The organism is Mycoplasmopsis felis, assembly GCF_034647055.2.
GTDB lineage: Bacteria > Bacillota_I > Bacilli_A > Mycoplasmatales > Metamycoplasmataceae > Mycoplasmopsis > Mycoplasmopsis felis.
This window is the reverse complement of the sequence record NZ_CP141047.2, coordinates 146130-163709: the sequence shown is the minus strand read 5'-3', so window position 1 is coordinate 163709 and position 17580 is coordinate 146130. Positions and strand designations below refer to the sequence as shown.

Annotated in this window: 8 protein-coding genes; all 8 read right to left on the bottom strand. The window is 25.6% G+C overall.

Annotated features, from left to right (window positions below; genetic code table 4):
• Positions 1-4: 4 nt before the first annotated feature.
• The 8 genes from RRG59_RS00745 to ftsH all read right to left on the bottom strand — a co-directional run bounded on the left by RRG59_RS00745 (position 5) and on the right by ftsH (position 17556).
• Positions 5-955: an ABC transporter permease gene (locus tag RRG59_RS00745; RefSeq protein WP_036429789.1), complete on the bottom strand. Its 951-nt coding sequence runs from the start codon at positions 953-955 to the stop codon at positions 5-7.
• Positions 955-2562 carry an ABC transporter permease gene (locus tag RRG59_RS00740; RefSeq protein WP_322875992.1) on the bottom strand — a complete coding sequence of 536 codons (1608 nt, stop codon included), beginning with the start codon at positions 2560-2562 and terminating at the stop codon, positions 955-957. The genes RRG59_RS00745 and RRG59_RS00740 overlap by 1 nt, the downstream gene beginning before the upstream one ends.
• Positions 2562-4397 (bottom strand): ABC transporter ATP-binding protein, encoded by a 1836-nt coding sequence (locus tag RRG59_RS00735; protein ID WP_322902465.1) that lies wholly within the window; start codon positions 4395-4397, stop codon positions 2562-2564. Before RRG59_RS00735 ends, RRG59_RS00740 begins: the two co-directional genes overlap by 1 nt.
• Before the next feature lie 81 nt (positions 4398-4478).
• The gene (locus RRG59_RS00730; RefSeq protein WP_322902463.1) at positions 4479-5801 is read right to left on the bottom strand and encodes a BMP family ABC transporter substrate-binding protein; all 1323 of its coding nucleotides are present in this window, start codon (positions 5799-5801) and stop codon (positions 4479-4481) included.
• 177 nt (positions 5802-5978) lie between these two features.
• Positions 5979-6527, bottom strand: coding sequence for an inorganic diphosphatase (locus RRG59_RS00725; RefSeq protein ID WP_322900535.1), 549 nt, complete (start codon positions 6525-6527; stop codon positions 5979-5981).
• A gap of 20 nt (positions 6528-6547) precedes the next feature.
• Positions 6548-7489, bottom strand: coding sequence for an ABC transporter ATP-binding protein (locus tag RRG59_RS00720; protein ID WP_161553406.1), 942 nt, complete (start codon positions 7487-7489; stop codon positions 6548-6550).
• Positions 7489-15420, bottom strand: a complete 7932-nt coding sequence (locus RRG59_RS00715) for an ABC transporter permease (protein WP_322902462.1) — start codon at positions 15418-15420, stop codon at positions 7489-7491. Before RRG59_RS00715 ends, RRG59_RS00720 begins: the two co-directional genes overlap by 1 nt.
• A 93-nt stretch (positions 15421-15513) precedes the next feature.
• Entirely contained in the window at positions 15514-17556 is a 2043-nt protein-coding gene (gene ftsH / locus RRG59_RS00710; RefSeq protein WP_322902461.1) for an ATP-dependent zinc metalloprotease FtsH, read from the bottom strand.
• Positions 17557-17580 lie beyond the last annotated feature (24 nt).

Genomic DNA, 17580 nt, shown 5'->3' with positions numbered 1-17580 from the left:
TTAGCTACCTCTTAGATTTATCATAAGGTATTCCTGCTGCAGCTGGACCTTGTGTATTCTTGCTTGTGATTATCATAATAATTAATGTAACTATATATGGTAATATTTGGAATAAATCCTTGTATTTTTGGAATGATTCTCCAAATGAAATAGTTCCATAAAATGAGATTGATAATAATATAGAGAAAAATAAGGATGTTAAGATAGATATAGAAATTTTTCATCTTGAAGTAATCATAATAGCAAGAGCAATAAAACCAAATCCTGAAACATCTTTTGTTAAAGAGAAATTATCTAAACGGGTTGATTGAATGAATATTGAACCTGCTACCCCTGAGATTAAGCCAACAATAATCATTGCTTGTCATTTAATTTTATTAACACTAATTCCAGCAACATCTGCTGCTTGTGGATTTTCTCCTATTGACCTAAATCTTAAACCTCATTTTGTTTTACGTAATGCAAATCATGATGCTAGTGCAATAATAATAGTTATAAAAACTTTTAACGAAACTAAATTAGCAAATTTGTTTTCATCTGGTGATAATGCTATTTCTGGTCTTCCGTTAAATGTTATATAAGAACCAGAATTTTGAATACGCAATGTTATTATTGTTACTAATAAAGCTGCTATTCCACCAGCTAAAATGTTAATAGCAAAACCAGAAATAGTTTGGTCTGCTTTTAATTTAATAGTTGCAAAACCAAATAGTAATGATAGTGCTACTGTTGTAATTGAGGATAACAACATTAATGCTATACCTGATCACATATTAGTTATTCCTCAGATAGTTGTAAATAAAGCACTATAAAAAGCATAAGAAACAGCTCCAAATACCATGAAACCATTAATTGCTATATTAACAATTCCGGCTCTTTCTGAAAAAATACCTGAAATAGAACCTAGTAATAATAAACAAAAGAAGAATCCTGCATGACTAATAATAATTTCCATTATTCTTCTCCTTCTGATATATTATATTTCTTCATATAGTTGTTTTTTATACTTGATAAATAAGATAAAAATATTTTTTCTTTAATTAATTTAAAATTATTTTTTCTTCCTGATTTTTGGTTTTTATATTTGCTTAATGCATCAGTATATTCATGTAAACCAAAATTTTCTTTTTCTTTTAGGTGTTCAAACTTACTCTTTGAAAGAGAATCATACATATTCATTAATTCTTCATTTGAGTAGTTTTTTGATTTGCTAATTTTTTCTAAAACATAATTTTGATATTCTTTTTCTTTTTGCTTGAATTTGAATTTCAAAATTAAATTTTGTCAATATTTTTTAAATAATTTTATTCTTTCTGGAATTACGTATTTAAATTTGCTTATATGATATGTTTTAAAGTTTAGTCAGTATTCTTTGTTTGTTGCTAAATAACATTGCTTAAATATGCTTCTTAATGGTTTAAATTTGTAGAATATTAAACTTAGTGCCGTTACAAATATAATAATCCCATTAAGCAACACAAAAAATTCATTTTCTAGTTTTTCGCTACCTTGTAATGTTTGAAATAATGTTCTAGAAGTATAAATTATAGAATATAAGAAAGAAGAAAATAAAACTCCGATAGGACTATTTAAGGCAATCATAGCAATAGCAATTGAATCAAAACCTATTGTTATTGGTGATGGTTCTCCTGTTAATCTACCGTCTTTTAAAATAATGTAAAAGAAACCTCCAAAAGCAACTAATGCACCCGATGCTGCCATTACAAAAACTGTCATCAGTTTTTCGTTTACCCCTACATATTTTGCATTAGTTTTGTTTAAACCTACCATTTTTATTTTATAACCTAAGGTTGTTTTAGCGTATATATATCAAATTACTGCAGATAAAATTATCAAGAAAGCAAAACCAAAATAAATGAATGAATATATTTGATCTTCAGCGATAAAAATTTTTGCTGTCCCCCCTATATCATCAAATCAAGAGGCTACTTCTGATCCACCAAAAACTCCATTTACTCTAGTAAATAATCATTGTGATAAGTAAGTAACAATTCAGTTTAAAAATATAGTTGAAATAACTTCATGGACATTAAAATAAGCCTTTAAAAATCCTGAAATTGATCCCATTATAAATCCACCAATAATAAATATAAATAACATCCCTATTAAAAATGATGGATTAAGTTCTGATGGTTTCACTCTAGATAAAATTAAAACACTAAAGAAAATTATTCCTGGCATAGTCATTTGTCCTGCTACACCAATATTAAATAAACCAGATTTAAATGCTAACGAAACCCCTAAACCAGCAAAACCAAAAAATATAAAATATAATAATAAATCTGTTCTGTTGATATCTCTTAATAAAGAAAAATCAATCATATAGGAAATAAAACTAAATAGTGATGTTCCTCTTGGTGAACTTCCGGTATTACCTATTATCATATAAATAATTGATGATATTAAAATACCAAAGAAAACTGACCATAATGAAGCATAAACTTTGCTTCTTCCTGTTTTTTTATCTTCGAAAAGAAGATAGCGTCTGAATCCTTCAAAATAATTAATTATTTTGTTTTTATGATAAACATTTTTTTTCATTAGACACCTCCTTCTTTTTTGTGTGCCATATAAACACCTATTTCAGTTCTGGTTAAATCTTTAGTTTCTTTTATAGCTAAAATTTCTCCACCATTTATAACAGCTATTTTGTCTGCTAATGCTAGAACTTCATCTAATTCATAAGAAATTAATAAAATAGCTTTCCCTTGAGTTTTTTCATCTAGAATTTGTTCATGAATATTTTTGATAGCACCCACATCAAGACCACGTGTTGGTTGAACTATTAAAATAAAATCATGAGGTGTGTTCATTTCGCGACCAACTATAAACTTTTGTTGATTTCCACCAGATAATTGTCTTGCTTGTGAAAAACCATTTCTAGCACCCCTAACATCATATTTTTGTATAATTGATTGATTTTCTTTTGCTATTGATTTTTCACGTAAGATAGCAAATTTCACAAATTCACTGTCTCATAATCTTCTTAAAATAGTATTACTTTTGATATTGTAATCTAATACTAGACCATGTTTGTGTCTATCACTAGGGATAAATGAGACTCCTAAACGAGATATATTAGAAACACTATGTTCTGTTAAATTAATAAACTCATTTTCTGGTTTTTGTATTATTGGTTCTTTGTTTTTTAATATAACTTTTTTTAAGTTATTAAACTTTCTCTTTATGTAAATACCATATTCTTTATTAATAAACACTGACATTAATATAAGTGACAAAATAACTAATGTTGCACATAATAATGTGAATATGTGTCTTTGGTCTGTAGTTGTTGTTGGGAAAGTGAATAAAATAATCGAAATTACTAATGATAAAATACTTATTCCAAGTGAAATAAAACTGTTTATTTTATTTTTCTTTTGGATTTCTTTACTTCTTTTTTTATTTAAATCAGTTTTAGATAAGAGAATTTCACCTTGTGTAGGTTTAATCATTCCGCTTATTACGTATTCTAAATCTGTTTGACCATTACCTTCAACACCAGCTATTGCAAGAATTTCCCCTGATTTAATCTCTAGAGAAACATTTTTTAAAGGTTTTTCTGAAGAAGTTGAAATGTTATTTAGTTTAAGAACAACGGGATTATTTGATGTATCAGAATACTCATTCCTTGCTATTTCAACTTCACCACCAACCATTTTATTTGCCATTTCTTCTATCGAAACATCAGCAACCTTAAAATTACCAGTTATTTTTCCATGTCTTAAAACTGTTGCATTATCTGCTACTTCTTTTATTTCTCCTAATTTATGAGAAATAAATAAAATTGTTTTTCCTTGTTTTCTAAATAATTTAAATGTTTCTAGTAGACCTTGAATTTCTTGGTCTGTAAGAACTGCTGTAGGTTCATCAAAAATTAAGATTTCTGAATCTCTATACAACATTTTCATAATTTCTACTTTTTGTTGTGTTGCAACAGTCTCTTTTCCTGTTATATTATTTAAATTAAAATGTAAATTGAACGTTTCCTGTATTGTTTGAATCTTTTTAATAGCATATTTATAATCAATAATTTTTGTATATTTATTACTATCCTCTGATCCTAAAACAATATTTTCTAAATTTGTATAAACATCAACTAATTTAAAGTGTTGATGAACCATTCCTATACCTAATCTATTAGCATCATTTGGTCCTTTTATCAATACTTCTTTATTATTAACCTTTATAACACCTTTATCTGGTTCATATAAACCAAACAAGATAGACATCAAGGTACTTTTACCTGCTCCGTTTTCTCCTATAAGAGCATGTATTGTACCTTTTTTTACTTCAAAACTTATATCTTGATTTGCTTTAATCTGACCGAAATATTTGGAAATTTCAATAAACTCAATTGCGTTTTGTTCTTTCATAAATTCCTTTTGTTTATTAAAATTTAATTCCTCTTAATCTATTGATATAAAACACACAAAATAAATGTGTGTTTTATTATATTAAGAATTTACTTTTTCTAGTAATTTGTTAATTAAATCTTGTAGATTTTCGTATTGTTGTCCACCTTTTTCTGCTTTATCTTCATCTAAGAATGCTTTATCTTCAGCAGAAAGTGAATTAAATTTGTTTTGACCTGTTGTTATTGCTTCTTGTGCTTTTGCTCTTAATTCTTCATTTGTTAATGTTGAAGCAGCTAACTTAACTCAATTTTCAGCTATATCACCTTTTTTAATATGTTTTGTACTTCCGCCTTTAAAAATAGGTTTTTTATCACTATTAAAGACTACTTCTAAAATAGTATCATATACAGCTTGTGTTAGGTTTTTCATTACAGATGTAAAGAATAATCCTGATGATTCAGTTCCTAATGATTTAGATTGATCTACGTCTACTCCAATAATATATTTAGTTTTTGAGTTTGATTTACTATTGTTTATTGTAATTGTAGATTGTGTTGCAGGTCCTGCAACAGGGTATGCTGATACTGGGTTTTCTGCTAGAAGACCATTAATAACATTATTAAGTTGCTCTCCTGGAACAAAACCAGAATCTAATCTAACTGGTGTATGTGTAACTTTTTTATCAGGATTTTCTCTATTTCAATCGTATATACCTTTTAAATAACCTGTTATAAAGTCAGTTACAGCATTGAATGGTCCACCACCAAATGATGATAATTTTTTATTTTCTGTTTCGTTTTCGCTTATAAATTTAGCTAATGCATAACCTGCTACATATGAAACTTCATTTACTTTAAATGTTAAATTATATACATCTGCATAACCTACTTCTTCAGGGTCTATAACAAAGTCAACGTTAATAATTTTAACACCTGCATTTTTTAATCTTGATGCATTTGCTTTAATGTATGATTTAATGTGATCACCATGTGTAAATCCAGATAAAACTCAAACTTTATTACCAGATGATAAAGCAGCATTGTATGCACTTGGGTAATCACCACTTGGTTCAATAGAACTAATATTTAAATTGAACACATCTTCTGTTTTTCCATCTTCTGTTGTTTTTTTAGTCATTGTTTGATCTTGCAATACATTTAATGCTTCTCATTGTGATTGGTTAAATGACTTATCTGTAACTCTACCTGAGTCAGTTATAACAACTAATTTTGTTCCTACCATTTCCTCAGGTAAAGTAAATGTAGTGTCTTTAACTATTTCTGCTACCCTTTGGTTTTCTGGTATATAATTTGACGGTCTAGTAATTGAACCTTCTTTTCCACATTGTGCAGCTAGTGCAAAAACTGGTACTATAGAAATTAATCCAGTTCCTAAAAATAATTTTTTAATTTGTTTTTTCATATAATAAACTCCTTATATTAAAGTTTTATTATTATAATATAATATGTATTTTTTTTTTTTTTTATTTGTAAGTAATACCGTTTTTTTGCATTAAAATGGAAATTTTTGTGGAAATTTCCATTTTAAGATCTTTGAATCGACAAATAAAAACAACTCAATTGATAAACTGAGTTGTTTTTATTTGTATTTATCTGGGTGTTCTTTTTGCATTTTTGAAATAAATTCTTCTTTATCTAAAGAACCATATTTATTCATTAAATCTACACATTCATCATATTCTTTTAAAGCTCAATCAATGTTTTCAAAACCAGAAACCTCTGTAATTCCTATACGTTTTCAGTTTTTGTATGTTGAGAAAAAAGTTTTGACTTTTTCTAGAAATTCTGATGGTAGATCACTAAGACTTTGGATATTGTCTAATCTATAATCATCTGCATGCACACATATTAATTTAGTATCTGTTTCTCCATCATCTATCATTTTCATTGCACCTATTATTCTTGCACTTAATTTTACTCCTGGCTGAAATGTTTCTGAAGAATATAATAAAACATCTAATTCATCTCCATCTCAGTCTAGTGCATTTGGTACAAAACCATAATCACAAGGATAAACAAAATCACCTCTTAAAATTCTATCAACTTCTATTTCTTTAGTTTTACGATTATATTCATATTTGATTTTGGAATTTTTTTGGATTTCTATTTTTACATCTATTTTTTTCATATGTTAATTATATTATAAAATTACCCTTTTCAATCAAGTGTGCTTGGATGGACAGGATTTGGATTTGTTTTAACTTTACTTATTTTTCCTTCTTTAACAAATACTATTTTGTTTGCAATTGCTTCAATGTCAGGGTTATGAGTAACCATAACTATGGTTGTTCCATATTTTTGATTGATATCATATAAGTAAGATAAAACAACTCCTGTTGTTTTTTCGTCTAATGCTCCTGTTGGTTCATCAGCAAAAATTATTTCTGAATTTTTTGCTAGTGCCCTTAATATAGAAATACGTTGTTGCTGCCCTCCAGACATTTGTGATGGATATTTGTCTTTTACTCCTTCTAATTCAAACTCTGAAAATAATTTATCTATATCCAGTTTTAAATTTTTATCTTTTTGTAAATATGATCCTGTTTGAACATTATCATACCCAGAAAGATTTTGCAACAGGTTATAATTTTGAAAAATAAAACTCACGTGTTTTCTTCTAAATAGAGTTAATTGTAAATCACTATAATATGGTAAATTCTTGTTGCAAACTATAACATCACCTTTAGATGGTCTATCTAAGCCACTTATTAGATTTAATAAAGTTGATTTACCTCCTCCTGATTTCCCAAAAATCATAACAAAATCACCTTTATTAATGGTTAAAGATACATTTTTTAATACCTTTGTTACTGAGTTTCCTGATAAGTAATATTTACTTACATTTTTAACTTCAATAATTGCGTTTTCTGAATTTGTTAAATTAATATTTTCATCTTTTTTTCTTTTTTTATTTCCGACTTTTCTCAATATTCTTGCTATTGAATTGTCAACATTAATTATAGAAACATTTGATTCACTATCTAAATAATCAAAAACATTTTTTTTAGTTATTTTGATATTGGAATTTTTAGAAACTATTTGTATATTATCTGTTTGTTCTTCTTTTTTTCTTCTAAAAAAATTTCACATTATTTTCCTTTCAATAAATCAATTGCTTTAATTTTATTAATATTAATTCAAGCAGAAATAGATGTAATTAAGAATACAAAAAACACAATAGATGATGTTATTAATACTGTTAAGAATGAAATTGCTATAGGAAGGGAAATAGATGATCCAGTTACTAAGAAAACACCAAATAAAGACATTAATCCAAATGCAATTGGTATAGAAATTAAAATAGAAAGAATGATAAACGGAACATAAATACCAAAAAACATTTTTACTTTTTCTTTATTTGTATAACCTAAAATGCTTCATATAGCAATGTTTTTTTCGTTCTCTTGAATTAAAATTGTAGAAATTATAATTAATATCATGATTGAAATTAAGAAGCACAATAAAGCTAAAGCTGTAATAATTGTTTGCACTGTACTTCCTATTGTAGAGGTAAATGATATTTCTATTTCTTTTGAATCTAACGTATAAGCAGACGGAACATACAATTTATCATCAAATATATTTGAAAATTTGTTTATTGCATCATCTGGTTTTTCTCTTAGTTGACTATAAATATCCTCTATATTAGATTCAGAAACAAATATAGTATTGTCAATAAAACTTATTATTTCTTGATCTGTATAACCTAAAGTCGACAATGCTCCTGGTGATTTAGAGTTTTTAACTGTTCTTAATGAACCAAAAATTCCATCAAATAAATCCTTTTTATCTTTTTCTGTAGAACTTATAATTGAAAAACTTCCTATTGAACCTGAATAACCAGAAACAGAATACAATCCTGCACTTCATAATAGTTGCATAGGCAATTTATTTTTAGATAAAATACCATTAAATTTATATTTTTCTAAGTCTATATTATTCAGTCTTTGATACTCGTTTTCCACTAGTTCATCAAGTCCTATTAATTTATCTGCTGCTTTTTTTGGTATTATGAACTCGTTGTTTATAAACGTTTGATTGATTCCTTTGATTACAAACACATAATTATTTTCTTTTTTTGTTATTTTGTTTAATTTTTCATTAATTTTGTTTTCATATGTATAAGTTAAATTGCTTGGTTTTAATGTTATTTTAGAACCGATATTTAAATGAAACTTATCTGCTACAACCCTATTTATAATTAAAGGAATTTCTTTATTTATATCGTTGTTATTATTCTCAAACTCATCATTTATTTCTTTTAATAAATCTGAATCTCCGTAACCTGGAACTTTAATTAATTTTGAATCTTTCTTGTATCCATATAATCTTATTTTTTGATCTTTTAATGTTGCATCAACATATGTATAAGTCTCATCAGTTAATTCATCAAAGTAAATTCCATTAAAAATCATTAAGAAGTCACTTACATTACCTTCTTTATAAAGTTGTTCATATCCATTAACTAGAAATTCTCTATATTCTTCTCTAAATATTGAAGTTGTAATTATTTGATGAGTATATTTATTCTCTATTTCATCTCAAACCATTGCAAAGAATTTACCATCAATAATATTATTTTCATTCGGTAGATAAATAAAGAATCGATCGATACCTTTTGCTCTAACTTTATCAAATTTGAATGATAAAGTTTTTTGACCATTCGAATCTAATTCAAAAGGAATATCTTTTTGAGTAAAGGTTAGTGCCTTACCTACATCATCACGAGTACTTAAAATACGTGCTTTTTGAACATCAGGTAAAGATTGATAAACTATTTCAAATGGATCAATAGAAATACTTGAATCAATTTTTAAATTCACCGAGAATTGTGTTAGTAAATGTCCATCAAATATTTTTGGTATACCGTTTTTATTATCAACATTAATTGAACTTGAATAACCTGCTTTAAAGTAGTCCGATTGATATAGATTCAATTCCGAAATATTACCTACTGGTACATATAAATTATTTCTGATATCTCTTGGATTTAATGGTTTAAATGAACCACCTTGAACAGTGGGGGTAATCAAATCAATTCTATAATTATATGCTCTATTTTCATAGGTTTGATTTATTGTTTTCTGAAATACTCCAAAGGTTGATAAACCAAATATTGTAGTAATACTTGCTAGTGTTATACTAATTCCGAAAGAAACTAGTTTTCAAAAACTATTGAAGATTAAAGAAGCACCAAACTTGGTTTTTATATTTCTTTTTCTAAATAAAGTAGTGTATTTTTTATATGTTTCACTGGTACTTAGTTCAACTATACCTGACATTAAATCTATTGATTTATATCTTAAAGATCTTAATGATACGGTAATTATTAACACAGACATTGCTATAAGAGGGATTAAAATATTAACTAATAATGTAAATAAAGAAAAATTTAAAGTTTGAATAGGTACTGTTCAATAACTATCTATTACTCTTATCGCTATAGATTGCAACATAAATCCTGTTATGTATCCTAAAAAGTTACCAATTAAAATTGTAACAAATGCAAAAACAGTTAAAGAAGAAGCAATTTGAAGAGGTGTATAACCTTGAGCAAATAAAATTCCTATAACTTTATTTTTGTTAGATATATATCTTTTGATAATAAATATAACTGACACAACAACTAAAAAAACTAATAACCCTAAAATTATATTTGACACATATGAAATTGATAATATCAATTGTTCTACTGAACTTATTCTTAAACTTCTCTCAGGATTTAATGGATCTAATTCATCATATAGGTAAGTTCTTTGTAAATTTGAATTATCATCTATTTTACTTTGAACAAAATTTTCAATATCTTTTTTTAATAAATCGTTGCTTATTTTTGTATTATTCTTAACAGTTAAATATTCTTTTATTAAAGTACCTTGATATGATTGCACAATACGATCAAAACCTTTATCATTAACGTATACTAAAGCTTGTGATTTTGTATTTACTTGTAAGTTATTTTCATCTAATATGGGATAAAAATAATCAAAACTAATATCATTACCAATAATTAAATATTTTGAACCATTCACATCTAAAAGATATTTATCAGGAAGTTTATTTAATAATTCAAGTAATTGAATTGGGTTTTCTGGAATATTACCAGTATAGATTTCTTTGTTGTTTTGTATTAAATATGCATAATTAAGTTTTGCAACATATGAACTACTTTGATTAAAAACTAGTCCTGTATCAAATTTATTTAAACTTGTGATTGAGTTTATTAATTTAATTATCGTATCAGATAAATCAATACCAAAAGGCTTATATATTTCAGGATTTAAACTGACTTTTTCGGTTAATGATGTGAATAAGTGTTCATCTAAATAAATTTCATAAATATAATCTTTTTCTACTATAGACTCAAGTAATTTGCTTTTTGTAAAATAACTACTTATTAAGTCATATGCTTTTTTTTCATCATTAACTAGTTCTTCTATATTTATAATTTTATTGTTAATAAAATATGCTAAATTAGAGTTATTTGAAGCTGATTCCCCTATGTTATTGGTATCTGATAACATTCATAATAATACTTGAGGATTCTTCTTGGACAATATAGGATTTAATAAAACATCTGATACACCTAATCTGTCTAAAGAAATAGATTTATAATCTTTATTAAAAATATAATTAATTTCGTTGTATTTATTTAAAATGTTGTCTCTTAAGTATTTATTTATAAATAAATAGGTAAGTGATGATAATAAGTTCTTATATTTCAAATTAAAACCATTATATTCATTTAGATTTTCATCTAATTTAAAATACATATCATCAGAGGCAATATAAGAAATGATTCTAGTTAAGTTGTAACTGTTTTTTTCTATGAAAGGAATTAGGTTTGGAAATTTTCTAGAAATACTTCTTAGTGTGTTCTGTTGGTATCTTCCTAGGTCATCTTTACTGAAGAAAAACTCTCTCATTTTTTCGGGATTTGCTAGTGACCTCGAAATACCAAAACCTGTTTCTTTATATCTTAATATATTTTGTGAAGATGGTTGAAACAAATTAAAATCATTAAATAAATCTAAAACTTCTTTAGTGTTTATTAAACTAAGTAATTCATTTGAAAAATTTTTCTTTTCTTGGATTGTGCCTTCTATTTCAGGATTGAATAAATCTCACCAAAAACTTAGTAAAGGAACAATGTGTTTTAAGTAATTATATCCTTCATATTGAGTATTAAAAAAACTTTTAAATGACCCTGATATAAAATTGCTAAAAAAACTTGATTCAACTGAACTTTCTTTGTTAATATATAAATCAACTAAACTTCAAAAAGGTTTTGAAGATAAATTTGAACTTCTGTTTATTTTTAGATTGTTTATTATTGATTGCCACTCATTAATTATTTTGTTTATTTGTTCTTTGTTTCAAACCTCTTTTTTATTTTTAACCTTGAAATAAAATGAAGATAAATTAAACAAATCAGATGGTATTGTTTCTCATTCTATTTTCTCAAATTCCTTAAAATAATTTATCAGACTTTCTACTTTTTGAAATTCATTAATGTTAATAAATGATGAGTTATTATTAGGTTGTGTTTCAGATACAGGTTGTGATGGGTTTAAAAGAGCAATTAAATCGAAATAATCTAATTTATTCTCGTCTTTTGATGGGATAGTTAAATATTCTTCATCTCCAATTTTTTGGCTTGAACCTTTGTTTGATAAATTCAACATTTTAATCAATTCATCTTTAATTCTTTTGTTAGAACCTGGTACATTAAAAAAGGCTTTTAGTGCAGAATATATAAAATCTTCTGCACTTAATGTGCTTGATACTTGAGTAGTTTTTATTTTTTGTGTATTTTTGTTAATATCAAGATCTATTCTTTCTGTTTCAAAATGAACTAACTTTAATTTAGACTCTAAAGTTTCTATAAAAATATTAAAATCAAATGCATTAATTAAAAACTTAATTCCCTCTAAAATGTTTTTATATTGTAAATCTATAGAGTTTTTATATGAATTTAGTAAAGGGAATATTCTTTTTATTGGTTCTATTAAGTTACCTAAAAATATGTTAAATATGTTTTGGCTATTATTAAAGTTAAATAATGATTGAACTTCGATGTTATTAATAATATTTATTAATGTTCTTTTTAATGTTTGTTGATTAATAGATTTTAAGAAATTTATTAATATTTCAAAACTACTAATTTTTCTTAACGAATCTTTTGTTCTATCGCTAGGGAAATCTGGATTAGGGACTAATTTATTGTATTCATTATCAAAGAAGTTTTGGTTATAATCCGAAAACAATTTAAAGTCTACGGATTTAACTAAATCAATAATGTAAGTTAACATTAGTGTTATATCTTTTGCAGAATTAATCAAAACATTAAAATTAAATATATTTTTTAAATCAGAACCAATTAATAAATCAATAAAGTTAAAGAACTTATTTATTTCTGTTTTTAAATATTCTTTTTTATTAGTTTCATCTGAAGAATTTGAATTTGATAAATCTAATACTTTTGCTAATAAACCAGTTAAAAGTTCTTTAAAATAATCTCCGTTAGGGTTATGTGATAAAACATAAATACCATCTAGAATCATTTTAGGTAAAATATTTAAATTTATTTGTCCACTTGAGAATATAGTAGCAAAATTGTTTTTATCAAATGAAATATTAATTGCTTCCTTAATTGCATAAATAGTTTCTTTTGAAATAAAACCTTTTTGAACCAAATCTGTTTCTAGTAAACTTTTTTCTATCCTTTCTACTCCTAGTGCTAAAGTGTTTTCAGCTAGAGCTTGTCTAACTATTGTATTATCTGGTGATCTGAAAACAAAAGGTAAATAAACAGAATTAGAAAACAAATTTGATTTTGCGACCCAACTATCTTTAAGTATTTCCACAAAAAGTGTTAATCTATTTTTTTGCAGATAATTATTAATTTCTTGAATTGGTATGTCCCCATTAATATAACCTTCTACATTAACATTTTTTCATTTTATAATATTATTATTTGAATCATACACCGGGGCAACTACTGTTATAGTATCACCAAGAACAACAATCCCTAAACCAGAAAAATCATCTTTTTTTCTTTCTGGATTATTATTTGTATATCTTGATAATAAATATATTTTACTTTTTATGTATGTATTAACATCTCCATTAATTTCATTAGTATGCTCTAAATCATTGTATTCATAACTTAATTTTATATATGATTCATCTGGAATAATGTTTGATGCTAATTTTTTTATTATTTCACTTGAAATGTAAGGAGTTAATTCTTTTGTTGTAAAGAATTTTGAAAATTCGGTAGATAAATTATTTAAATTGTTTTTGTGAGAATTATCATTAATTAGTAAATTAATATTATTTTTAATGTTGTGAATTTTTCTCTCATTGTTACCTGTATTAATAAAATGAAAAACTTTTTTTTCTCCACCTTCATCATCAAAAGCATCTACTGTTATGCTTTGCCTAATCCCTATATTTTCTTTCGATACTTGTTCTGATATATAATTGTAAATTTCATTTTTAACTATATTTAGTGCACCTTCTTTAATGATGTTTTGTTTTTTAGTTAAAATATTTTTGTCTATTAGATTTTCATATTTCTCTTCATTAAAATTCTGTATGTTTTCTATTTCAATTATCTTTTTTGTTCCTTGATAAAAATAAATATTATTTAAGAAGTTATCAGGTTGATTTTTTTCGTCTGCTATACTTAAATCAACAGTGAGAAAATCATTGTAATCTAACGCTCCTTCTTGTGCTCTTAGTAATTTTTCTTCACCTAATTCTGTTTGATTATTTTGTATAACATATGGAATGTTATAATAATTTATTTCTTTTGTTCAATATGAAAAGTTATTTAAATCGTTTGGTAAAACATTGTTGTTATTTTTTATTTGATTTTCAATAAAAGTTTTGTAAGAACCCGTCCACTTGTCTTTGTCTAAATTATTATATGTTATTTCATAGTGTTTTCTTGAATAAAAAGATTCGGTTTTTTGTTTTTTGACTCAGTTGAGAGGGAGTATATATGAATTATTTTTTTTAAAAGTGAATTTTCTGCTTTCTATAATATTTATTTCTTCATTTTTAAATAAATCATAATATGTTAATTCTGTTTTTATTTTTTTGTTAAATAATGATGTGATATCTTCATTTTTTTGTTTATCATAAAATGTGGGAGCTGATTGATGATCAAATTCAAAGACGTTGTTTTGATTATTGTAAGGTATAAAACCTAAAAGAGAAGAAATACCATAACCTGAAATTTTTAAAACAAAACTTTCTTTTTCTCATTCTTTCCCTTTAATAAAATCAAATGTTAATTCTTTTGTAAGTGTATTTATGAATAATGTTGCTATTTGAGAAATATTTATATCTTTAGGATTTTGACTAGTTATATAAGAAATTTCGTTTAGATTATATTCTTTATCAAATCTAAAGATTGATGATTGGTCTAAAATTTCTATATTTTTGCTTGGGATGAAATCTCCATTATTTGTTTTTTTATATAAATTAAATGTTTGATTTTTATTAAAAATTATTTGTTTTTCTTGGTTATCATAATTTAATGTAAAACCTTCTAAAGTTTCTTCATTAATATAATTATTATAAAAACTTAAAAAATCATTTCTTAAAATATACTCATCACTCTTAGATGTTTCATTATGTTTAAAACTAGATAACTTTAAATATTGGTCTGTTATTTCAGTGAAATCTATTATATTTTTTTCTGAAAATGCATTTTGATCAATATATCTAATTCCTTTATCATAACCAGAACCACCACTAACTTTTGTTAGACCGTTTATATAATAACCACCATTATATGCATTACCACTTGATGGTAAATTAAAATCTACAGTTAAGTCATGATTAACTGATTTATCTTTATAATAATTAAATTGATTTCTCATCGCTTTACTTGTGTCATATAGTACTGTAAAAATACCAGATGTTAAGAATATTAGTATTGTTAATCCAGAAACTACTATTTTGTTTTTAAATAAAGAACGAAAAACCTCTTTAAATAAGTTTCACATAAGTCTCCCTTAAATAAATAATTATAAATTATTATGATTATTTTAAAAATAATAGAATTTTTAGAAATGAAAAAAGAGGTTTCCCTCTTTTATTTAATTAATTTCTGTTTCTTCATTTATAGGACCAAAATGTAAATCATTATTATTTTTTTCTTTTTGGTTTTCTGATTTAGATTCTTTTATTAGAAAATCTAAATCCAAATCTTTTTCTTGTTCAATTTCTTCTTTTCTTTCTTTTGGTGGTAATTTTAGATTTTGAGCAATATAATTAATTTCTTCTGCAATAATTGTTTCTTTTTCTAAAAGCAAGGTTTTTATAAGTTCTAATAATTCTTTATTATCTAGTATGGTTTGATATGCTATTTTTTGAGCTTCAATAATTATTTTTCTAATTTCTAAATCAATCTCATGACTTATTTGATTTGATAAAGAAGAACTTGTTGCAAGTGTTTTTCCTAAAAATGGACTACCACTTTCTTCTTGGTATTTTATTGGACCTAAATCACTCATACCAAACTCAGTTACCATTCTTCTTGCTATGTTTGTTGCTTTTTCTATATCATCAGAAGCACCTGTAGAAACATTTTCTTTTCCATAAACTATTTCTTCTGCTGCTCTTCCTCCCATAAAACTTGCTATAGTAGCTAAAAGTTCTTTTTTAGAATAATTATATTTTTCATTCTCTGGCATCATTAAATTATAACCGCCCGCTTGTCCTCTAGGAATTATGGTAATTTTTTGTACTTTATTTCCTCCAGGAACTTTTAAACCAACTACTGCATGTCCAGCTTCATGATATGCAACAGATGTTAATTCTTCTTTAGTTATGGTTCTTGATTTTTTGGCAGGACCTGCCATTACACGATCAATCGCTTCATCTATGATAGGTAATGTTATAACTTTTGCGTTTTGACGAACAGATAATAAAACAGATTCGTTTATAACATTTTCTAATTGGGCACCAGAAAAACCTGGTGTTCTTTTTGCTATATTAACAAATTTAACGTCTTCTGAAAATCTTTTACCTTTTGCATGCAATCTTAAAATCTGTTCTCTTTCTGATACATCTGGTAAACCTACGGTAATGACTCTATCAAAACGACCAGGTCTGGTTAATGCTGGGTCTAAAACATCAGTTCTGTTTGTTGCTGCTATAAATAATAAACCAGAATTTTCTTTTATTCCGTCCATTTCAACAAGTAGTTGGTTAAGAGTTTGTTCTCTTTCATCGTGGCCTCCACCTATACCAGAACCTCTTGTTCTTCCTATAGCATCTAATTCATCAATAAATACTATTGCAGGTGAATTTTTTCTTGCTTCTGCTATGACTTGTCTAACTCTTTTTGCTCCCATTCCGACAAATAATTCAACAAAATTAGATGCTGAAACAAAGAAGAAAGGAACATTAGCTTCTCCCGCTGTTGCTTTCGCTAACAAAGTTTTCCCTGTTCCCGGAGGACCACCTAAAAGAATACCTCTAGGCATTCTAGCACCAGATTCTTCATATTTTTTTGGGTTTTTTAGATAATCAACTATTTCTGAAATTTCTTCAATTGGTTCTTTATTCCCTGCTACATCACTAAATTTTTTATCTGATTTAATTATTTGTGCAGGACTTTTGTCTCCAAACGCACCTGATTGACCATTCATCATTTTCATTTGTGATCTATATATAAAATAAATAATTGTGATTAATAAAAATGTTGGAATCAATGAAACAAAAATATTTAATCATATATTTGGTTTTGGAGCAGGTGTTGTTTGTAAACCACCAACTATGCTTACAACACCTTTATCATCTGTTACTTTAAAAACTTCTTGAAAAACAGTTGAATAATTTGGAATTAATAATCTTAAACTTTCTTCATTACCATATGTCAATAAATTTAAATTTCTTTTTCCATCAAAAAATACAGAATGTATTGTATTATCATATTTATTTATTTGTATACTTTTAAAGAAAATTGAGTCATCATCTGAATTTGCTGCTTTTTCTAAATTATTAACAAAGACAGTTAATGTTGTTTTTATTTCTGAATTTTTATTAATAAAATTACTTATCAAAAATGAAAAAATAATAATACCTATTATTATTAATATTAAAATTAAGAATATATTCTTTTTTGTTTTAAACATTTTCCCTTCTTTCTTTTTAAATTA